This window comes from Mycobacterium sp. SA01, assembly GCF_041287105.1.
GTDB lineage: Bacteria > Actinomycetota > Actinomycetes > Mycobacteriales > Mycobacteriaceae > Mycobacterium.
The window spans coordinates 409,392-429,658 of record NZ_JBGGNO010000019.1 but is presented as its reverse complement, the minus strand read 5'-3'; the positions used below and the strand labels follow the sequence as shown (position 1 = coordinate 429,658).

Here is a 20,267-nt window from a genome sequence, read left to right as displayed (position 1 = left end):
CCGGCTAACTGGCGGAGCCAGGCTGCCGCACCGGGGGAACGTGGGCGTCGACCCACTCGGTGATCAGGTTCGTGACGCGATCCGGCGCCTCGAACATCGGGATGTGCCCGACGCCGTCGAGGTGGGTCACCTTCGTGATCTCCGGGATGTTCTTGTGGAAGTGCTTGGTGAACCGGGGATGGGGCAGCACCCGGTCACGCTCGCAGACCACCAGGTGCGTCGGGACCGACAGTTCGGTCAGCTCCATCAGTCCCGGCATCAGCAACGCCTTGATCAGCAGCTGGTAGTAGGCCGGACAGTGGGTGACGTCATCGAGGATCTCCTGCAGCTGCACCTCGGTGACCCCCCGCGGGGTGGCGCTGATCGGCACCGTGGCGGCGGCTTTGACGCCGGGTAGGCGCAGCGCGCGCTCGCCGAGTAGCCGGGCGGTCAGCCACACCGGCAGGCCGGCGACGAACTTGCCGACGATCTCGTACTTCACCGGTGACCAGCGGTGCCAGCCGCCGGCCGGGGCGATCCCGGTCAGCGTCCTGGCCCGGCCGCGTCGCTCAAGTTCGAATGCCACCCAGCCGCCCAGCGAGTTGCCGACGACGTGGGCGGTGTCCCAGCCCATCTCGTCGAGCTGGCGCTCGACGTGGTCGGCCAGGGTCGCGGAATCCAGGATCAGCGATCGGCTGCGCGGGCCACCGTTGTGGCCGGCCATCGACGGTGCGAACACCTCGAAGCGGCCGGTGTCTGCCAGCCGGGGCGCAACGTCGGACCAGACGTAGGAGGACATCATGAACGGGTGCAGAAGCAGGATCGGTTCGCCGGCACCTAGATGGATTGATTCGCGGGTCGCCACAACCAGACCGTAAAGGTGATACCGCCGGTACCGCAAGATAGGTTTTCTCTCGTGATCGTGACCACCATCAATGTCAACGGCGTCCGCGCCGCTGTCCGCCAGCGTTCGGCCGAGAACCTCGGCCTGCTGGCCTGGCTGTCGCAGACCGCGTCCGACGTGGTGTGCCTGCAGGAGACCCGCTCCGACGACGAGCAGATCGCCGAGGCACTGGCACCGGCGGTGGCCGACGGCTGGCATCTGGCCTCGGCCAGCCCGCATCTCAAGGGTCGCAGCGGGGTGGCGATCCTGTCCCGCACCCCGTTCGCCGCGGTCCGGATCGGCTTGGCGGCAACCGAATTCGAGCTACACGGCCGCTACGTCGAGGCGGATCTGGCCGGCGGCGAGACAGTCGCCAGCGTGTACGTGCACACCGGCGAGGCCGGCACGGACCGCCAGCTGGAGAAGGAACGGTTCATGGCCGCGCTGGCCAAGCGGATGGCGGAGCTGACCGCCGACGGGCGCGACGCGGTGATCTGCGGCGACTGGAACATCGCCCACACCGAGAACGACATCAAGGCCTGGAAGGCCAACGTCAAGAAGGCCGGCTTTCTGCCCGGCGAGCGGCAGTGGCTGACCGACCTGATGGACTCCGGCTGGGTCGACGTGATGCGCCGGCTCAACCCCGATGTCGCCGGACCGTACAGCTGGTGGTCGTGGCGCGGTAAGGCGTTCGACAACGACGCGGGCTGGCGCATCGACTACCACCTGGCCAGTGCGAGCCTGGCGGCGCGCACGGTGTCGGCGCGGGTCGAGAAGCCCGCCGCCTACGCGCTGCGCTGGTCGGATCACGCACCGGTGACCGTCGAGTTCGGCTGAGCCGACAAAAATGGGCCGGTCGCCTCGGGGGGAGGAGGCGACCGGCCCATTGTCTTGCTGGTCTAGTAGTTTCCGTTGATCCAGGCGCCCCACGGGACGTATGTCGTGGCCGGGGTCGCATAGGTGGTCGGGGCGTAGAAGTTGCCGGTGGTCGAGTCATCGGCGTACGGCGAGGAGCTGTTCAAGCTGGTCGACGCGCTGGCCGGGCCGGCGAATGTGAGGGCGGCACCACCGATGACGGCGGCGGCGAGGGCGGGGGCTGCGATCAGGGTCTTGAAGCGGTTCGTGGTCATGACTCAATCATTCGCGCTCACCACATCTCAGTCGATCCGCTGACCAGCCCGTTTTCGTGTCCACCGATCGGGGGACACGTCCGGGGTCAGCAGCCTTGTCGGTCGGGGCCGTCGAGTGCCGTTGCCGCGCCGGCGATCGCCTCGGTCACCGCGTCGAGCACGCGCGGGTCCCAGGTCAGCGCGGTGTCGCGGGGCAGTCGGGCGATCATCGACACGTAGTCGCTGTGGGTGTCGTCGACGATGCGGCACCGCCGGTGGGGCAACACGGCGGCGTCGATGTCGCGGCCCAGAGCGCTCCGCAACTCCACCACCCCGTCATTCGGCCATACCGCCGGGGTGCCCCCGGCGTGGTCGAACCGATTGCCGCCGATCAATGTGACGGGCACCGCGTCCAGGACGCCCGCTTGAAAGCGGTTCCAGCCCTTGGGACCCGTCAGATATGACTGCCCGAGTTCGCGCGCTGACCCGGAAACGTGAACGGCCGCAATATCTCTGGCATAGCCCTTCATCTGGCTCTCGCAGAACTGGTCACCGAGGCAGTCGCTGATCTTGACGGTTCCCTCGGCAAAGTTCGCCAGATAGGAGCCCTCCCAGGGTGTTCCGATCGTCGTCAACGATCGAACCCGCACCGCTGACTGCTCGGCGGCCAGGGTGCGGATCGCCGCCCTGGCGAACAGTCCACCCATCGAATGGCCCACCAGATCCACCTCGTCGATGTGCTTGTCGGTGTGCAGCCAGTCGATGAAGCGGGCCAGGTGTTCGCCGGCGAGGTCGATGCCGCCGGTGCTGTCGAGGGTCATCGACGCGGGCAGCGGCGCCGGGCAGGAGGCGAATGCCCCGTATCCGGTCGTGTCGTGCACCTGGCCGGAGCCGGCCATCGCTGGCGCGGTGAACACCGAATATCCCTTCCCCAGAAGGTGTTCGCGCAACGACGTGTGGTCGGTGCCGGCCGGCAGGCCGATCGCACACGCGGCGTCCGGCGCGGTGTAGGGGGCGGTGCCGGCCAGGCCGGAGACCAGGACCACCGCCTGAGCCGGCGGGCGGGTACCGGTGTCGCCGTGCGAGCAACCCGCCAGCAGCACCGCCGCCGCCAGCGCCAGGATGCGGCGCACTAGGTCGGGCAGCCTTCCCGGTTGGGGCGAGCAAGCGCCTTGGGTGCGTCGTCGATGGCCTTGCGCACGACCTCGAGTACCTGCGGGTCCCACGTCAGCGCCGTCTTCTGTTCCAGCCCAGCAAGATTGGAGACGAAAATGCTGTGGGTGTCGTCGAAGGTCGAACACTGGCGGTGCGGCAGTACCGGGTCGCCGATGTCTTTTGCCAGCGCACTCTGTAGCGCCACGATGCCGTCATTGGGCCACACCGCCGGATTGACCGGGCCGGCGCTGCTGGTTTTTGGGGCGGTGAACTTCTTGCCGCCGATCAGCACCACCGGGATCTTGTCCAGCACCCCGGATTGGTATTCGTTCCAGCCGTTCTTACCCATCAGGAACGCCTGGTTGACTTCGCGGCCCGAGCCGGCCATCAGCCGCTTCACCTCGTCGGACATGCCCTTCATCGAGGTCTCGCAGAACGTGTCGGTCTTGCAATCACTGAGCGGGACAAGCCCGTTGGCGAAATCCGACAGATAGGAGCCCTGCCACGGCGTGCCGATGGTGGTCAGCGACCGCACCTTCAGCGGTGAGTTCGTCGACGCCAACACCCGGATGGCGGCGCGCGAGTACAGCCCGCCCATCGAATGACCGACGAAGTCGACCTCGTTGACGCCCTTGTCGGTGTGCAACCAGTTGAGGAATCGGGCCAGGTGTTCGCCTGCGGTGTCGATGCTGCCCGTCGAGTCGACGGTCATGTTCTCCGGCAAGGTGACCGGGCAGACCCCGAATGGACCGAACCCGGTCTGGTCGACCACCTGGCCGCGGCCCGCCATCGCGGGGGAGGTGTACACGGTGTACCCCTTGCCGAGCAGGTACTCCCGCAGCTCGGTGTCGGTGTTGCCGGCGGCCAGCCCGGTCTTGCAGGCCTGCTCCGGGCCGGTGAACGGCGTCGTCGCATCCCCGCCCGACACGATCACCACTGCCGTCGACGCCGGGCGCTTCTCGTCACCCGCGTCGCTGCCGCACCCGGCCAGCGCACAGATCATCGTCACGATGGCGGCCAGCGCCAGTCTTCCTCCCACGAAGCAGGATGCTAATGCCACTCGGTCGTCGTGGCGGGGCCTCGTGACAGGATTGACGTACCATGAACAGCTCATCTCGTCGTGTCGTTTTCTCCGGCGTCCAGCCGACGTCAGACTCGCTGCACCTGGGCAATGCCCTCGGAGCGATCAGGCAATGGGTCGGGCTGCAGGACGATTACGACGCGTTCTTCTGCGTGGTGGACCTGCATGCGATCACCGTGCCGCAGGATCCCGCCACGCTGCGCCACCGCACGTTGGTGACCGCCGCCCAATACCTGGCGCTCGGAATCGACCCGGATCGCGCGACGATCTTCGTCCAGAGTCACGTGCCCGCCCATACCGAGCTGGCCTGGGCGCTGGGCTGCTTCACCGGGTTCGGCCAGGCCTCGCGGATGACGCAGTTCAAGGACAAGTCGCAGAAGCAGGGCGCGGAGGCGACGACGGTGGGTCTGTTCACCTATCCGGTGCTGATGGCCGCCGACGTGCTGCTCTACGACACCGACCTGGTGCCGGTCGGTGAGGATCAGCGCCAGCACCTGGAGCTGGCCCGTGACGTCGCCCAGCGGTTCAACGTGCGCTTCCCCGACACCTTCGTCATCCCGGAACCGATGATCGCCAAGGCCACCGCCAAGATCTACGACCTGCAAGAACCGACCGCCAAGATGAGCAAGTCCGCGGCCACCGAGGCCGGCCTGATCAGCCTGCTCGACGACCCGAAGGTGACGGCGAAGAAGATCCGCTCGGCCGTCACCGACAGCGAGCGGGAGATCCGCTACGACGTCGACGCCAAGCCCGGCGTGTCCAACCTGCTGTCGATCCAGTCGGCGGTCACCGGCACCGACATCGACACGTTGGTGGCCGGATACGAAGGTCGCGGCTACGGCGACCTGAAAAAGGACACCGCCGACGCCGTCGTCTCCTATGTCACCCCGCTGCAGCAGCGCGTCCACGAACTCCTCGCCGATCCGGCCGAACTGCAGGCGATCCTGGCCAAGGGAGCCGACCGGGCCCGCGAGGTGTCTGCGAAGACCATCGGACGGGTATACGACCGGTTAGGGTTTCTGCCGACAAGTTCGTAGACATACGAGGGGCTGGGCATGTCAGAACCGGCCGAACCGGGTCGCCTCGACCGGCTGCGGGCCCGCTATCACTGGATCGACCACACGATCCGTGCGGGGACGCGCTATCAGAAGGTCAAAGGCGACTTCTACGCCGCGGGCATCACCTACTTCACGATCTTCGCGCTGTTCCCGCTGCTGATGGTCGGATTCGCGGCGGGCGGCTTCGTGTTGGCCAGCCGGCCGCATCTGCTGGCCGACATCGAAAACCGGATCAGGACAACAGTTTCCGGTGATTTTGGTCAGCAGCTGATCGGGCTGGTCGATTCGGCGATCCAGTCCCGTACGTCGGTGGGGGTGATCGGCCTGGCCACCGCGGCGTGGGCGGGGCTGGGCTGGATCGGGAATCTGCGTGAGGCGCTGAGCCAGATGTGGGATCAGCGGGTCGAGAATCAGAACTTCCTGCGCACGAAGCTGTCCGATCTGACGGTCCTGCTGTCGGTCTTCGTCGCGATCGTCGTGACCGTCGCGTTGACCGCGCTGACGGATCCGTCGGTCATGACGAACGTGCTGGAGTGGATCGGTGTGCCACACCTGGCCGGCCTCGGCGGCGTGCTGCGTGTCGTCTCGCTGGTGATGTCGTGGGCGGTGTCGTGGATGCTGTTCAGCTGGATGATCGCCCGGTTGCCGCGCGAGTCGGTGAGCTTCCGCAGCAGCCTGCGCGCCGGCCTGATGGCCGCCGTCGCATTCGAGCTTTTCAAACTGGTCGGTTCGATCTACCTGCGGTCGGTGGTGCACGGTCCGGCCGGTGCGACGTTCGGGCCGGTGCTGGGTCTGATGGTGTTCGCCTACATCACCGCGCGGCTGGTGCTGTTCGCCACCGCGTGGGCGGCGACGTCGAAGGACAACCTGCGCCCCGACCCGGTTCCGGCACCCGGGCCGGCCGTCATCTCGCCGCGGGTGGGCCCGGACGAGGGTCTGAGCACCCGGCAGACGGTCGCCGCGGTCGCGGTGGGTGCGGTTGGTGCACTGGGTGTTTCGCGGCTGTTCGGTAAAGGCCGGCAGTCATCGCGAGACTGAACCCACGTGTTCGTACCTCACCGAGATCGACGTGAGCGCGCGACAGTGCGAGTAAGCACCTCGCTAGCGTCAATCTCGGTGAGTTGGAGGCTCTACCGGCCGCGCACGGGTCGGCGGTTGATGGCGCGCGCCATCATGATCAGCGAGAACACCACCAGCGTGCCGACCACCCCGACGCCCACCCGCACCGGCACCGCGTCGGCCTCGGGAAGCAGCTGGGTGCCACTGGCTTTCACGGCCGTGGCCTCATCCGGCTTGGGCGGCAGCAGCGACGGATCCGGGTCGATCAGGTTCCCGATCCGGGTTCCGGGCGGGGTGGCGAAGCCGTAGTCGAGCAGGTGCGCGGCCTGTTGCCACGGCGGGATCGGCTGGCGGGTGCCGCGCATCAGCACCGCCACCAGCCGGCGGCCGTCACGGTTGGCGGCGCCCACGAACGTCTGCCCGGCGTCGTCGGTGTAGCCCGTCTTGCCGCCGAGCGCACCCGGGTAGTTGTAGAGCAGCTGGTTGTCGTTCTCCAGCTCATAGCCCGGATGATCGCCGTCCTCACCCGGCTTGGCGGGATGGCCGGGGAAGTTGTACTTCTCGGTGGCGACGATGTTCGCGAACGTCGGGTTCGCCCAGGCGTAGCGGTAGAACAGCCCGATGTCGTAGGCCGACGTGCTCATGCCCGGCCCGTCCAGACCGGACGGCGTCGCCGCGCGGGTGTCCTGACCGCCGAGCTTGCGGGCCAGGGTATTGATCTTCTGCAGCGCGGTGTCCCAGCCGCCGACCTGCATGGCCAGCGCATGCGCGGCGTCGTTGCCCGAGTGCATCAGCAGGCCGTGCAGCAGATCGTTGACGGTGTACTTGCCGCCCTCGTCCACGCCGACCCTGGTGCCCTCGGCGTTGGCGTCGTCCTGGGTGCCCTCGACCATCTTGTTCAGCGGCAGTTCGTTCATGGACTGCATCGCGATCAGCACCTTGATGATGCTGGCGGGGCGGTGCCGGGCATGGGGATCGCGCGCGGCGATGATGTCGCCGGTGTCGAGGTCGGCCACCACCCACGATTCGGCCGAGATGTCGTCGGGGACCGGCGGTGTACCCGCCGCGACGATCACGCCGCAGCCCGCCAGCGCGTCACCGCCCACCGGCTTGGCCGGAACGGGCAATGGCTGCGGCGGGTCGCCCGCCTCCGGCACCTCCGAGGAGTCGACGGCCGGCGGGGTGGTCACCCGGTAGGGGCAGGTGTTGGGGTCCGGGTCGGCCCACGCGGTCGCCGAGGTGCCGACGACGCACAGCGCCGCAGCCACCGCGGCAGCACCCCGCGTGAAGATCTTCGAGCTCGCCATCGGTTCGCAGAGTAGGGGATTGGAGCCCGGAAACCGGGGAGCCGCGCTGTGACTGATGTGGTTATTGATGCAATTGTTAGCTCGGTAGGGCGCAGTGCGCGACGGCGGAATGTCCGATCGTGGCCAGCCACAGCCGGTCCCCGCGCTCCACCAGACCGGTGACCAGACCGAACTCCGGATGGGTCATCTGCAGGCCGGCGACTGCCGCCCCGCTGTCCGGATCGAACGCCACCGCCCACACCGTCGGGGTGATTTGGGGCTGCAGATTGTCGGGCAGCTTCCACAGCAGACTGCGCAGTCGCGGCGAGCGGGCGGCGAGGAAGTCCGCGGTGGTGTTGCGGGCCGAGACCATCGCACACCAGATCCGGCCGTCGGACCCGGTCGACAAGTTGTCCGGCATCGCGGGCAGGTGCACCGCCAACGGTGTCACGGTGCCCGCGTTCGGCCCGGCCAGCCAGTACTTCGACAGCCGGCGGCCCTGGGTTTCGGCGAATACCAGTGCCGTTCCGTCGACGGTCGGCGTCAGCCCGTTGGCGAAGTAGAGGTGCTCGAGCACCGTGCTGACCGTGCCGTCCGGGTCGAGGCGGAACAGTCCGCCGTCGCCGCGCGCCTCGAAGATCGCGCCCTTGAAGTGCTGGAAGCTGAACTTCGCCGTCGACTCGGTGAAATAGATTGTGCCGTCCGGCAATTCGACGACATTCGAGCAGAATTGCAGCGCCCTGCCGGCCACCGACTCCACCAGCACCTCGACGGCACCGGTGCTGCGATCCATCGCCACCAGGCCACCCGGGCTGGTGCAGATCAGCAGTCGGCCATCACGGGCGACCGTCATCCCCAGCGGGCGGCCCGTGGTCCGCCCGATCACGGCGATGCCACCGTCAGCACCGATGCGGACGACTCGGCCGTCGACCAGTCCGGTCCACAGCGAGCCGTCCGCGTCGACGACGATGTCCTCGGGTTGCTCGCCGGGCAGTCCGACGATCGTCAGCTCGGCAGGCCCGAACTCGGGCAGGGCGTCCACCGGCGGCGGCTGCCACCGGACCGGATCGATCGTCGGCTTGGCGGCCCCGGTCACAGCAGGCGGCTGGCCTCGCTGAGCACCCGGTGCAAGATGTCGTAGATCTCGTCGAATTCCTTGGGCCCGCTGATCAGCGGCGGCGCCAGCTGTACGACTGGGTCGCCACGGTCGTCGGCGCGGCAGTACAGGCCGGCCTCAAACAGCGCCGAGGACAGGAAGCCGCGCAGCAGCCGCTCGCTCTCGTCGTCGTTGAAGGTCTCCCGGGTGGTCTTGTCCTTCACCAGCTCGATGCCGTAGAAGAATCCTTCACCGCGCACGTCGCCGACGATCGGCAGTTCGAGCAGCTTCTCCAACGTGGCCCGGAAGATCGGGGCGTTGGTCTTGACGTGATCGTTGATGCCCTCGCGCTCGAAGATGTCGAGGTTGGCCAGCGCCACCGCCGAGGACACCGGGTGCCCGCCGAAGGTGTAGCCGTGGCCGAACACCGTCTTGCCGTCGCTGAACGGTTCGAACAGCCGGTCGCTGGCGATCATCGCGCCGATCGGCGAGTAACCCGAGGTCATGCCCTTGGCGCAGGTGATCATGTCGGGCTGGTAGCCGATGTCCTCGCAGGCGAACATCGAACCGATCCGGCCGAACGCGCAGATCACCTCGTCGGACACCAGCAGCACGTCGTACTCGTCGCAGATCTCGCGGACCCGTTCGAAGTATCCCGGCGGCGGCGGGAAGCAACCGCCGGCATTCTGCACCGGCTCCAGGAAGACCGCACACACCGTTTCGGGGCCCTCGAACTCGATGGCCTCGGCGATGCGGTCGGCGCAGTACTGCCCCCACGCCTTGATGTCGGTGTCGTAGGGGGCGGGCGCCCGGTAGAAGTTGGTGTTGGGCACCCGGAAACCGCCGGGCGTCAGCGGTTCGAACGGCTTCTTGAAGTCGGGCAGGCCGGTGATGGCCAGCGCACCCTGCGGGGTGCCGTGGTAGGCGATGGCCCGCGAGATCACCTTGTACTTGCCGGGCTTGCCGGTCAGCTTGAAGTACTGCTTGGCCAGTTTCCAGGCGCTCTCGACCGCTTCACCGCCGCCGGTGGTGAAGAACACCCGATTCAGGTCACCGGGAGCGTAATTCGCCAGCCGGTCGGCCAATTCGATCGCCGGCGGGGTTGCGTAGGACCACAGCGGGAAGAACTCGAGGGTCTCGGCCTGCTTGGCGGCGGCCTCGGCAAGCTCCTTGCGGCCGTGTCCGGCCTGGACGACGAAAAGACCTGAGAGGCCGTCGAAGTATCGCTTGCCGTGGCTGTCGTAGATGTACACGCCTTCGCCGCGGCTGATGATCGGCGGCGTCAGCCCCGCACCGTGCCGGGCGAAGTGGCCCCACAGGTGGCGGTCGGCCTTGGCCGACAGCTCCGCCGTGAGATCGAGCGTGGTGGTACTCATCGTGTTCCCCAATTGTATTGTTGTTTAACGAGTTTGAGATAAACCAAGGTTTCGGTCGAGGTCACCCCGGGCACGGCGCGGATCTCGGTGTTGAGCAGCTCCAGCAGCTCGGCGTCGTCCTCGCACACGACCTCGGCGATCGCGTCGAAGGTGCCCGCGGTGAGCACGACGTAATCGACGGCGTCGATCTGTGCGAGCTTCTCGGCGACCTTGGTGGTATCTCCTGTGCAGCGGATGCCGATCATCGCCTGCCTGCTGAATCCCAGCTGGAGAGGATCGGTCACCGCCACGATCTGCATCACCCCGGAGTCGACCAGGCGCTGCACTCGCTGGCGCACCGCCGCCTCCGACAGCCCGACGGACTTGCCTATCGCGGCGTAGGAACGCCGGCCGTCCTGCTGCAGTTTCTCGATAATGGCCTTGGACATCTCGTCCAACTGGACGGGCCCGTTTCCACCCGCCCCGATGGCCCGGACGGGAAACCGAGTGGCCGGTACACCCGAGTCACGCATGCTCATGATTGTGCACGGAATCAGTTGTTTAAGGCAACAAGATCGATGAAATTGGTGGCGATAGCCCACCCGTACTGTGGGAATGCGTAGCAGTTGCTGAGCGGGTCGGTTACCGTGGGGCGGTGACCGCACTCACCTCTGACAAGACCCGAATTGTGCCCGGTAGCTGGATCGATGGTGCCCCGCTGGTGACCGGCGGTAGCCTCCACCAGGTCATCAACCCGGCCGACGGCAGCGTCGTCGCGGAGCTGGCGCTGGCCCAGCCCGCCGACGTCGACACCGCGGTGGCCGCCGCCCGCGCCGCTCTCGGCGGCTGGTCGCGGGCCACCCCCGTCGAGCGTGCCACAGTATTGGCCAAGCTGGCCGAACTCGTCGACGCCCACTCCGCGGAGATCGCCGCCGAAGAGGTCAGTCAAACCGGCAAACCGGTGCGGCTGGCCACCGAGTTCGACGTGCCAGGCAGCATCGACAACATCGCGTTCTTCGCCGGGGCCGCCCGCCACCTGGAAGGCAAGGCCACCGGGGAGTACAGCGGCGACCACACATCGTCCATCCGGCGCGAGGCGGTCGGGGTGGTCGCGACGATCACGCCGTGGAACTACCCGCTGCAGATGGCGGTGTGGAAGGTGCTGCCCGCGTTGGCCGCCGGCTGTTCGGTGGTCATCAAGCCCGCCGAGCTGACCCCGCTGACCACTCTCACGCTGGCCCGGCTGGCCACCGAGGCCGGCCTGCCCGACGGCGTGCTCAACGTCATCACCGGCGCCGGGGCGGACGTCGGCTCGGCCCTGGCCGGCCACCGCGATGTCGACGTCGTGACGTTCACCGGCTCGACCGCGGTGGGGCGGCGGGTGATGGCGGCCGCGGCGGCGTATGGCCACCGCACCCAACTGGAACTCGGCGGCAAGGCGCCGTTCGTGGTGTTCGACGACGCCGATCTGGATGCCGCGATCAACGGCGCAGTGGCCGGCTCGCTGATCAACTCCGGGCAGGACTGCACAGCGGCGACCCGTGCCATCGTGGCCCGCGACCTCTACGACGACTTCGTGGCCGGGGTGGCCGAGCTCATGGGCAAGATGGTCGTCGGCGATCCGCAGGATCCCGACACCGACCTGGGTCCGCTGATCTCGGCCACCCACCGCGACAAGGTCGCGGCGATGGTGGCCCGGGCGCCGGGCGAGGGCGGTCGCGTCGTCACCGGCGGTGCGGCCCCGGACCGGCCCGGGTCGTTCTACCTGCCGACGCTGATCGCCGACGTCGCCGAAACCTGCGAGGTCTATCGCGACGAGATCTTCGGTCCGGTGCTGACCGTACGCACCCACGACGGCGACGACGACGCGCTGCGCCAGGCCAACGACACCGACTACGGGCTGGCCGCCTCGGCGTGGACCCGCGACGTCTACCGCGCCCAGCGTGCCTCGCGCGAGATCAACGCCGGCTGCGTGTGGATCAACGACCACATCCCGATCATCAGCGAGATGCCACACGGCGGGGTCGGCGCGTCCGGGTTCGGCAAGGACATGAGCGACTACTCCTTCGAGGAATACCTGACCATCAAGCACGTGATGAGTGACATCACCGGTGTCGCCGAAAAGGATTGGCACCGGACGATTTTCAAGAAGCGGTAAGCGGCCGGTTCCGGCCGCCTCGGCGGTGGTGACACAATCTGGCGGTGAAGTACGGGCCCGACTGGCAGCCTCCCGAGGTGGATTGGACGTCGACCAGAGGTCGCATCCTGCTGGCCGCGGCCAGCCTGTTCGCCCAGCGCGGGTTCTTCGGTACGTCGACCCGTGACATCGCCGACGCCGTGCAGATCCGGCAGCCCTCGCTGTTTCACCACTTCGAGGCCAAGCACGCGATCTACCAGTCACTGGTGGAACTGGACCTCGGACCGTCGGTGGCACGGATCCGCCAGTACCTGGCCGAGGACGTCAGCTGGGCGGCGAAACTGCACCTGACCATCGCCTGCGACGTGCGCCAGTCGCTGGATCAACCGTTCGATTCGCGCGGGCTCTACCAGGACGCCGTGCTGGGCCTTGCCGAGCTCGCAGACGAGCGCGCCGGTATCGCGGTGTTCCATGACTTGGTCGAGCGGGTGGTCACCGGGGGCTGCGAGGCGGGGGAGTTCGTGGCCTTCGAGCCCGGGTTCGTCCAGCGCGCGATGAACGGCGTGCTGTTCGAGACGCTGCGCGAACAAGGGGGACCCGGCGGGCAGGTCCGCGGGCGCCGCCCGCTTGAAGCCGCCGACTTCGTGCTGCGGGCCCTGCTGGTCGACCACGGGATTCTTGCTGATCTGCAGGCCGCCACCACGGCACGACTGGCTGCCATTCCGCGCGGGCGGGGCTAGCCAACACGGCTGCTCGCTATCTGTTGCCTATCAGTCGATAGTCCCCTATCGTTCGATAGACCCCGCTGCTGGCGGGCTATCGACAACGGCTGGTCGAACTGTCAGGTCCCACCAGATATTTCGGAGGCTCCCGTGCCTGCACCCTTCTCGACCCGTACTCGCGCCGCCATCGCGCTCGGCGCGGCCCTGGCCGCGGCACTGACCGGGTGCTCGTCGGATTCCACGGACGCCGCCGGGCCGACCCGCCCGGCCTCAGTCGCACCGCCGGCGATCCTGCAGGCCGGCACCCTCCAGGTGTGCGCCGCCAATGACGGCACCCCGCCGAGTGTTTACCATGACGAAAACGGTGCGCTGGTCGGCAGCGAAGTCGACCTCGCCAAGGCGCTGGCCGGCCAGCTGGGCCTCAAGCCGGACTTCGTGGAATCAGCGTTCACCGCGCTGATCCCGACGCTCCAGGCCAAGCAGTGCGACGTGATCATGGCCCAGCTCTACATCAAGCCGGAGCGCGAGAAGGTCGTCGACTTCGTGCCATATGCGTACTCGGGCACCGGGATTGCGGTGTCCAAGGAGCATCCCGCGGCGATCACCGGCATGGATGACAGCCTGTGTGGCAAGAAGGTCATCGTGGCGATCGCCACCACCGCCGAGGAGCAGGTGGTCGACCAGTCCGGAAAGTGCACGGCCGCGGGCAAGCCGGAGATCGACATCACCCGCAACAGTCACGCAGACGTTGCGTTGCAACAAGTTCAGAACGGTCAGGTCGACGCGTACCTCGACACCGCCGAGACGTTGGGGTACTACTCGACCAAGACCGGTGCCCAGATCCAACTCGCCGGAAAGCCGTTCGGAACCATCAAGATCGGTGCCGCCACGCTGAAAGGCGATGCCGCGCTGCACGATGCGATCGCCAAGGCACTCGGCGAACTCGAGGCCAACGGCACGTACGCCAAGATCCTGGCCGACTGGGGCCAGACCGATCTCGACATCCAGAAGTGACGGGAGACCGGCGGCGTGCACTTCGATTGGCAGTTCTTCTGGAAATCGCTGTTCACTCCCAGTGAGCGTTTCCTCAACGGCCTGGTTCTCACCATCGTCATCTCCGCGGTGGCGATGGTGCTGGCCACCCTCGTCGGCCTGGTCTTAGCGCTGCTGCGCCGGTCCCGGTTCGCGGTGTTGCGTTGGTGCGCAAGCCTGTACATCTGGGCAGTCCGCGGAACTCCGCTACTGGTGCAGTTGGTCATCATCTACACCGGTCTGGCGGCGGTCGGCCTCTACCAATTTCACGACGCGTCCCTGTTCGGGATGTCGGTCAAGGCGGCGATCCAGGCGGCTATCGTCGGACTGACGATCAACGAGAGCGCCTACATCGCCGAAATCATCCGCGCAGGCTTGGATTCGGTGCCCAAGGGTCAGTTCGAGGCCGCGGAGTCCCTGGGGATGAAGCCCGCCAAGGTGATGCGCTGGATCATCGTCCCGCAGTCGCTGCGCGTCATGGTTCCGCCGATGGGCAACTCCTTCAACGGCATGATGAAGACCACCTCGGTGCTGTCGGTGATCGGTGTCAGTGAGATGTTCCTTGTGACGCAATCCATCAGCTCGGCAACCTTCCACACCTTCGAGATCTTCATCGTCGCCGCGCTGTACTACCTTGCGCTGACCACGATATGGACGGTCATCCAAGCCGAGATCGAGAACAGGCTGGCTCGTCAGCTCGGCATCAACCAGCACGTGCGCATCACCCAGCGGCTCCTCGGTGCCCGCCGCAGCCCCGCGCCCGCCGAAGCCCAGTTGTGAGGTCCATGTGAACCAAGTGGCAGAACAACTTCCGATCGTCTCGGTGCAGAACGTCTCGCGAACCCTCGGTGGCCGCAGAGTTCTCGACAACGTCTCACTGGATGTCATGCGGGGTGAGGTCGTCGTCCTCATCGGCCCTTCCGGAGCGGGCAAGACCACCCTGCTGCGATCGCTCAATCACCTGGAGACCGTCGACAGCGGCCGGATCCTGATCGGCGGGACGCCGATCGGCCATCGCGACTCCGGCGGCACCAAGAAGGTGAGCATCAGCGAGCTGGCGCGCCGCCGGCGCGAGATCGGGTTCGTCTTCCAGCACTTCAACCTGTTCCCGCACATGACGGCCGCCGAAAACGTCTGGAATGGTCCGGTACGCGTGCTCGGGGTGGCCAAGGACGAGGCGCGTCGCGACGCCATCGCGGTGTTGAGCCGAGTGGGCTTGGCGGACAAGGCCGATGCCCGTCCCAGCCAACTGTCCGGAGGACAGCAACAGCGGGTGGCGATCGCCCGCGCGCTGGCCATGCGGCCCAAGGTCATGCTGTTCGACGAACCCACCAGTGCTTTGGACGTCGAGATGGTCGGCGAGGTCCTGGCGGTGATGCGTGAGCTGGCCGACGAGCACATGACCATGGTGGTCGTCACACACGAGATGCGGTTCGCCAGGGACGCCGCTGACCGTATCGTCGTCATGGACGGTGGTCGGGTCATCGAGGACGCGCCACCGGAGCGTCTGTTCGCCGACCCGCAGCATGACCGCACCAAGGCGTTTCTTTCCACCATCCGCTGAAGGAGTCAATCTCTCGTGTCCGCCGCCCTTGGCGGGCAGCCAGTAGTGGCAGCACTGGCTACCCCGCACGCCCTGGCCACCGATGCCGGGATCGCGATCCTGCGTGGCGGTGGCACCGCCATCGACGCCGCGATCGCCGCCGCCGCTGTGCTGACCGTTGTGTACCCCCACAACGTCGCGCTCGGCGGCGACCTGTTCGCTCTGGTCCGGACCCCGGATGGCACAGTGAACTGCCTCAACGCCTCCGGGTGGGCCGGTACCACGGTGGATGCCGAGGCCCTTCGCGCCGAGCACGGGGACTGGCTGCCCGCGCGTGGTGCCGCTGCGGTGACCGTGCCGGGCGGGGTGCGAGGGTGGGAGGCGATGCGCCGCTTGGGTTCCCGCGTTTCGTGGAGTTCGACGCTGTGCGCCGCCGAGACGGCCGCCCGCGACGGTGTGCCGGTACCCGCGTCGTTGGCCAGCCACCTCGACGATCCCGAGAACCGCGATCTGATCGGCACCGTCGACTTCGACCGGGTGTTCCGCCCGCACGGTGCGCCGATGCGGGTCGGTGAGCTGTTCCGGCAGCCGGCGCTGGCCGACACGTTGGCGACCTTGCGCTCTGACGGGCCCGACGAGTTCTACAGCGGGGGTCTCGCGCAACGGTCCGTCGGTTACTTGCGCACCCACCAATCCTGTTTGACCGAAGCGGATTTCGCCGACTTCCAGGTTGAGGTCGTCGAGCCGTTGCGGGCTGAGTTCGGTGACCTGACCGTGCTGACGAGCCCGCCCAACAGCCAGGGTTTCCTGCTGCTGCATGCGCTCGGTATGGTGCACGCCGGCGGCCTGGCCGACCCGGTCGGCGACGGCATGGGGCAGTTGCTGCACGCCTTCCACCGCGGCAACGGGATTCGCGACAGTCAACTCGCCGACCCGCGGCACGCCACCGTCGACGTCGACGTGATGTTGGACGGCACCGTACCGGTGAGCCGGCCGCCGGGCGTGCCCCGCGGGGACACCGTGGGTATCGCCGTCGCCGACGGCGAGGGATACGCGGTGTCACTGATCCAGAGCGTCTATCACGCGTTCGGGTCCGGACTGATCGACCCGGTCACCGGTGTGCTGTTCCACAATCGCGGCTGCGGATTCAGCCTGGACCCGGCATCGCCGAACGTGATCGCGCCGCGAAAGCGCCCGGCGCACACGCTGATGCCGGCGATGACGATGCGGCAGGGCCGGATCGCACACGTGTTGTCGACCATGGGCGGGCAGGGTCAGCCGCAGATCCTCGGCCAGATCCTGCTGCGGGCAGTGGGCGGCGCCACGGCGGTCGACGCGGTTGCCGCGCCCCGCGCCATCGTCGGCACCCAGTGCGGCGGCGGCCCGGACAGCGTGACCGTCGAGGCCGACCTCGATCCGGCCGCGCAGGCGTCGATCCGTGCGGCGGGCTTCACCGCGACCGAGGTGCCGCCGCGCACCGAAGCCCTCGGCCAGGCCAATGTGGTCTTCGTCGATTCCGGCGGCTCGATGACGGCCGCGTCGGATCCGCGGTCGGACGGCGCCGCCGTGGTGGCGCACTACCCGCGTCCGCAGCCGTGACCACTCTGATCCGCACGCATCTGCAGCTGTGGCTGATGCTCGCGCTGACCTTCGTCACCGGACTGCTGGACGCGGTGGGGTATCTCGCGCTGGACCGGGTGTTCACCGGCAACATGACCGGCAATGTGGTGATCCTCGGGATGGGCATGGCCGGTGAGGACGAACTGCCCGTCGCCGGACCGCTGGTGGCGCTGGGCGCCTACGTGGCCGGTGCCGCGGTGGTGGGTCGCCTGCTCCAACGCCATCCCGGCGGCTGGCGGCCGGTCGTCACCGCCGTGTTCGCCACCAGTGCGGTGGTGCTCGCCGCCGCGGCCACGGTGCTGACACTCGTTCGGGTTCACGGCGAGTCGGCGGTCGGCGTCGGCATCGCCGCCACCCTGGCGACGCTGATGGGCGCCCAGGCCGCGACGGCGCGGATGCTGGCCGTCGCCGACGTCACCACCGTGGTGGTCACGTCCACTCTCACCGCCTATGCCAGCGAGACGCTGTTCGGCCCCGGGCTGACGTGGCTGACGCACCGACGGTTGTGGGCTGTCGTGGTGATCATCGCCGGCGCATTCTGCGGTGCCTCGTTGTTACGCCTCGACGCCGGCTTCCCGGTGTACCTGGCGGCCGTCGTCACCGCCGCGGTGGCCGTCGCCGGTCACCGGATGTGGCCGCGCAAGGAGTTGCCCTAAGCCTGCGGCCCCCGGGTGAACTCCTCGCCGGTCTCCGGGTTGAGGGCGGTCTCGCCCGGCGGGAGGTTCGACAGGTCGGGGGAGATGACCGTCGGCATGTCTCCGGAGTCCGGCAGGCCGAAGTGCGCCTCGACGGCGGTGGCCGGCGTCAGCACCAGATCGGCGCTGGAGCGCCGGGACAGCGTGCGGCCGCGGAAGAAGTCGGGTGACATCAGCCACCAGACCACCATCAGGATCACTCCCAGCACGAGCGCGCCGATACCCACGACCGCGACCGCGCCGAACCCGAAGATCGTGACGTTGTTGCCGTCGGCGTCGGTCAGCCAGTCCGGCTTGGCGTACTGGATCAGCCCATAGGCGAACACCACCAGCAGGATCAGGCCCCCGAGCAACGGCACCACCCCGCGCATGACGAAGTCGCGCGCCGAGGCGGTCAGGTCCTTGCGGTAGAACCACACACAGGCGAAACCGGTGAGGCCGTAGTAGAAGGCGATCATCAGGCCGACCGAACCGATCAGCGCCGAGAGCAGGTTCGAGCTGATCAACGTGAACAACACGTAGAACCCGATGGACACCGCACCCATGACGAGGGTCGAGGTGGTGGGGGTCAGGTAGGTGCGGTGGATCTTGGCGAACGACTGCGGCAACGCCCGGTAGACACCCATCGACAGCGTGGTCCGGGCGGTGGGCAGGATCGTCGTCTGAGTGGACGCCGACGCCGAGGTCAGGATCGACGCCGACAGCAGCAGCAGGCCGATGTGGCCGAGCACGCTGTCGCCGAACAGGTCCGGGCCGATCGCAGCGAACGCGTCCGCGGCGTTGTCTGGGTTGCCCAGGCCGATGCCGTCGGTTCCGGTGCCCGCGAACGCGATGGCCGAGACGCTGACGAGTGCGTACGTCGCGAGCAGCAGGAAGGTCGAGATGACGGCGGCGCGCCCCGGCGTGGTGCCCGGGTCCTCGGACTCCTCGTTGCACGCCACCGCGGTGTCCCAGCCCCAGTAGATGAAGATCGCGGTGAGGATGGCCGGGGCGATCACGGTCCCGAAGTCCAGCCCGGCGGGCCAGAACCAGGAGAGCGACGGGTGCAGTGAGTAGGCCTCCGCCTTGCCCGCGTACACCTTGACCAACGCCACGATGGAGAACACCACCAGCACCACGAGCTCGATGCCGAGCAGGCCGTACTGGATTCGCGCCGACACCTCGATGCCGCGGTAACAGATGTAGGTCATCACGATGATCCAGATGACTCCGGCCACCGTCGACCACAGGGTGCTGTTCGCCAGATCGGCCGCCGAATGCCAGCCGAGGTCGCCGACGAACGTGAACGAGTAGGCGCCGGCGATCTGGGCGAGGTTCGCCATCACGATGACGTCGGCGGCGATGATGCCCCAGCCGCCGAGCCAGCCGATCAGCGGCCCGAACGCCCGCGATGCCCAGGTGAACGTGGTCCCGCAGTCCGGTTCGGCCTTGTTCAGCTCCTGGTAGGCGACCGCGATCATGTACATCGGGATGAACGCGATCAGCACGATCGCCGGGGCCTTGACGCCGGCCAGCAGCGCTCCGCCGCTGGCCACGATCAGCCCGAGCGTCGCCGCCAGGGAATATGCCGGCGCCGTCGAGGCCATCCCGACGACGATGCTGGACAGCAAGCCCAGCGCACCGCCCTTGAGGCCTTTGCTCTCGACGGTCGACGGGGCCGGGCCGCCGGGCTCGAGGGTGAGCTCACCTTTACTCATGGCATCTCCTGCTCAAACGCCTGAACGAAACGAGACGAGACTACGGTTTCAGTCGCCAGCGTGCGGAGATTCTGCGGAATTGTTTTCCTGGAGGTAACAGGGCAATGGAATCGGTGGATTCTTCTTTACGTGGCCCAGGGCACCCGGCAGCTGTCGCCGGACCCGAAGCCCTGCTCGGTGATGCCCATCGCCGAGTTCATCCGGGCGCGCATGTTCTCGACGCCGATCTGATAGGTCAGCTCGATCACCCCGTCGGCGCCGAACCGCCGACGGAGATCGTCGACCTGCTCATCGGTGATCGTGTGCGGGTCCCTCGTCATGGCATCGGCGTAGGCGATCGCCGCCCGCTCATCGTCGGTGTAGAGCCCTGAGGTGGCGTAGTCGTCGATGTGGGAGAGCCGCTCGAGGTCGAGCCCGTCGAGGCGCATCAGCATCTGGCCGAAGTCCACACACCACGAACAGCCCACGGTGCGGGCCGTCCAGAACACCGCGAGTTCGCGGATGTCGGCGGGCAGCGTTGTGGAGGCGTTCTGCAGCAGCCCTTCGTGGACGGCGTTGGCCACCATCAGGCGGGTGTGGTGGGCGTAGACGGCGAACGGTTCGGGGACTTCGCCGAAGCGGCGCTTGGCCCAGCGGTACATCAGCCGGGTCAGCAGGGGGGCCTTGTCCGGGGTGAGCGGTTCCAGTCGTGTTGTGGTCATGTCCTCAAGATGCTTTCGGGACCGGAAATGTGACACCCCGATACCGGGCAATATTGAGT

The 20,267-nt window shown here is 67.6% G+C and carries 20 protein-coding genes; 10 read left to right on the top strand and 10 right to left on the bottom strand.

Features of this window, described 5'->3' with window-relative positions:
• Nucleotides 1–4: 4 nt before the first annotated feature.
• Nucleotides 5–844 (bottom strand): alpha/beta fold hydrolase, encoded by an 840-nt coding sequence (locus tag AB4879_RS18035; RefSeq protein ID WP_370508670.1) that lies wholly within the window; start codon nt 842–844, stop codon nt 5–7.
• A gap of 51 nt (nt 845–895) precedes the next feature.
• Here AB4879_RS18035 and AB4879_RS18030 point away from each other — a divergent pair, with 51 nt between their 5' ends.
• Nucleotides 896–1,699: an exodeoxyribonuclease III gene (locus tag AB4879_RS18030; protein WP_370508669.1), complete on the top strand. Its 804-nt coding sequence runs from the start codon at nt 896–898 to the stop codon at nt 1,697–1,699.
• Between the two features lie 62 nt (nt 1,700–1,761).
• Here the strand turns inward: AB4879_RS18030 and AB4879_RS18025 are convergent, their stop codons facing one another.
• The 3 genes from AB4879_RS18025 to AB4879_RS18015 form a co-directional block, all read right to left on the bottom strand.
• The gene (locus AB4879_RS18025) at nt 1,762–1,992 is read right to left on the bottom strand and encodes a hypothetical protein (protein ID WP_370508668.1); all 231 of its coding nucleotides are present in this window, start codon (nt 1,990–1,992) and stop codon (nt 1,762–1,764) included.
• Nucleotides 1,993–2,078: 86 nt separating this feature from the next.
• Nucleotides 2,079–3,104, bottom strand: coding sequence for an esterase/lipase family protein (locus AB4879_RS18020; protein WP_370508667.1), 1,026 nt, complete (start codon nt 3,102–3,104; stop codon nt 2,079–2,081).
• A complete protein-coding gene (locus AB4879_RS18015) occupies nt 3,104–4,165 on the bottom strand; it encodes an esterase/lipase family protein (protein ID WP_370508666.1) in 1,062 nt (353 codons plus the stop codon). Before AB4879_RS18015 ends, AB4879_RS18020 begins: the two co-directional genes overlap by 1 nt.
• 62 nt (nt 4,166–4,227) lie before the next feature.
• Here AB4879_RS18015 and trpS point away from each other — a divergent pair, with 62 nt between their 5' ends.
• The gene (trpS, locus tag AB4879_RS18010; RefSeq protein ID WP_370508665.1) at nt 4,228–5,244 is read left to right on the top strand and encodes a tryptophan--tRNA ligase; all 1,017 of its coding nucleotides are present in this window, start codon (nt 4,228–4,230) and stop codon (nt 5,242–5,244) included.
• A gap of 18 nt (nt 5,245–5,262) precedes the next feature.
• The gene (gene yhjD, locus AB4879_RS18005) at nt 5,263–6,303 is read left to right on the top strand and encodes an inner membrane protein YhjD (RefSeq protein ID WP_370508664.1); all 1,041 of its coding nucleotides are present in this window, start codon (nt 5,263–5,265) and stop codon (nt 6,301–6,303) included.
• A 92-nt stretch (nt 6,304–6,395) separates the two neighbouring features.
• Here the strand turns inward: yhjD and AB4879_RS18000 are convergent, their stop codons facing one another.
• The 4 genes from AB4879_RS18000 to AB4879_RS17985 form a co-directional block, all read right to left on the bottom strand.
• Entirely contained in the window at nt 6,396–7,631 is a 1,236-nt protein-coding gene (locus AB4879_RS18000; protein WP_370508663.1) for a D-alanyl-D-alanine carboxypeptidase family protein, read from the bottom strand.
• A gap of 76 nt (nt 7,632–7,707) precedes the next feature.
• Complete coding sequence (locus AB4879_RS17995; RefSeq protein WP_370508662.1) at nt 7,708–8,706, bottom strand: SMP-30/gluconolactonase/LRE family protein; 999 nt, start codon at nt 8,704–8,706, stop codon at nt 7,708–7,710.
• Nucleotides 8,703–10,082: an aspartate aminotransferase family protein gene (locus AB4879_RS17990; protein WP_083121588.1), complete on the bottom strand. Its 1,380-nt coding sequence runs from the start codon at nt 10,080–10,082 to the stop codon at nt 8,703–8,705. The genes AB4879_RS17995 and AB4879_RS17990 overlap by 4 nt, the downstream gene beginning before the upstream one ends.
• Complete coding sequence (locus AB4879_RS17985) at nt 10,079–10,510, bottom strand: Lrp/AsnC family transcriptional regulator (protein WP_102809728.1); 432 nt, start codon at nt 10,508–10,510, stop codon at nt 10,079–10,081. Before AB4879_RS17985 ends, AB4879_RS17990 begins: the two co-directional genes overlap by 4 nt.
• A gap of 206 nt (nt 10,511–10,716) precedes the next feature.
• Here AB4879_RS17985 and AB4879_RS17980 point away from each other — a divergent pair, with 206 nt between their 5' ends.
• The 7 genes from AB4879_RS17980 to AB4879_RS17950 all read left to right on the top strand — a co-directional run bounded on the left by AB4879_RS17980 (nt 10,717) and on the right by AB4879_RS17950 (nt 17,771).
• A complete protein-coding gene (locus AB4879_RS17980) occupies nt 10,717–12,219 on the top strand; it encodes a gamma-aminobutyraldehyde dehydrogenase (RefSeq protein ID WP_370508661.1) in 1,503 nt (500 codons plus the stop codon).
• Between the two features lie 44 nt (nt 12,220–12,263).
• A complete protein-coding gene (locus AB4879_RS17975) occupies nt 12,264–12,938 on the top strand; it encodes a TetR/AcrR family transcriptional regulator (RefSeq protein ID WP_370508660.1) in 675 nt (224 codons plus the stop codon).
• A 132-nt stretch (nt 12,939–13,070) separates the two neighbouring features.
• The gene (locus AB4879_RS17970; protein ID WP_370508659.1) at nt 13,071–13,934 is read left to right on the top strand and encodes an ABC transporter substrate-binding protein; all 864 of its coding nucleotides are present in this window, start codon (nt 13,071–13,073) and stop codon (nt 13,932–13,934) included.
• Nucleotides 13,935–13,949: 15 nt separating this feature from the next.
• On the top strand, nt 13,950–14,732 hold the full coding sequence (locus AB4879_RS17965; RefSeq protein ID WP_370508658.1) for an amino acid ABC transporter permease: 783 nt from the start codon (nt 13,950–13,952) through the stop codon (nt 14,730–14,732).
• Nucleotides 14,733–14,748: 16 nt separating this feature from the next.
• Nucleotides 14,749–15,516, top strand: a complete 768-nt coding sequence (locus AB4879_RS17960) for an amino acid ABC transporter ATP-binding protein (RefSeq protein ID WP_370508657.1) — start codon at nt 14,749–14,751, stop codon at nt 15,514–15,516.
• Between the two features lie 45 nt (nt 15,517–15,561).
• Entirely contained in the window at nt 15,562–17,094 is a 1,533-nt protein-coding gene (locus tag AB4879_RS17955) for a gamma-glutamyltransferase family protein (RefSeq protein WP_370508656.1), read from the top strand.
• Nucleotides 17,091–17,771 carry a YoaK family protein gene (locus AB4879_RS17950; protein WP_370508655.1) on the top strand — a complete coding sequence of 227 codons (681 nt, stop codon included), beginning with the start codon at nt 17,091–17,093 and terminating at the stop codon, nt 17,769–17,771. The genes AB4879_RS17955 and AB4879_RS17950 overlap by 4 nt, the downstream gene beginning before the upstream one ends.
• On the opposite strand, the gene AB4879_RS17945 is transcribed toward AB4879_RS17950, so the two are convergent.
• Nucleotides 17,768–19,507 (bottom strand): APC family permease, encoded by a 1,740-nt coding sequence (locus AB4879_RS17945; protein ID WP_370508654.1) that lies wholly within the window; start codon nt 19,505–19,507, stop codon nt 17,768–17,770. The two genes, AB4879_RS17950 and AB4879_RS17945, sit on opposite strands and share 4 nt — an antisense overlap.
• 125 nt (nt 19,508–19,632) lie before the next feature.
• Nucleotides 19,633–20,208 (bottom strand): carboxymuconolactone decarboxylase family protein, encoded by a 576-nt coding sequence (locus AB4879_RS17940; protein WP_370508653.1) that lies wholly within the window; start codon nt 20,206–20,208, stop codon nt 19,633–19,635.
• Nucleotides 20,209–20,267: the final 59 nt, after the last annotated feature.

Excerpts from the sequence above, each read along its gene's own strand:
- AB4879_RS17985 (WP_102809728.1), bottom strand. The coding sequence starts at position 10,510 with ATGTCCAAGGCCATTATCGAGAAACTGCAGCAGGACGGCCGGCGTTCC.
- trpS (WP_370508665.1), top strand. The coding sequence starts at position 4,228 with ATGAACAGCTCATCTCGTCGTGTCGTTTTCTCCGGCGTCCAGCCGACG.
- AB4879_RS17990 (WP_083121588.1), bottom strand. The coding sequence starts at position 10,082 with ATGAGTACCACCACGCTCGATCTCACGGCGGAGCTGTCGGCCAAGGCC.
- AB4879_RS17945 (WP_370508654.1), bottom strand. The coding sequence starts at position 19,507 with ATGAGTAAAGGTGAGCTCACCCTCGAGCCCGGCGGCCCGGCCCCGTCG.
- AB4879_RS18025 (WP_370508668.1), bottom strand. The coding sequence starts at position 1,992 with ATGACCACGAACCGCTTCAAGACCCTGATCGCAGCCCCCGCCCTCGCC.
- AB4879_RS17940 (WP_370508653.1), bottom strand. The coding sequence starts at position 20,208 with ATGACCACAACACGACTGGAACCGCTCACCCCGGACAAGGCCCCCCTG.
- yhjD (WP_370508664.1), top strand. The coding sequence starts at position 5,263 with ATGTCAGAACCGGCCGAACCGGGTCGCCTCGACCGGCTGCGGGCCCGC.
- AB4879_RS18000 (WP_370508663.1), bottom strand. The coding sequence starts at position 7,631 with ATGGCGAGCTCGAAGATCTTCACGCGGGGTGCTGCCGCGGTGGCTGCG.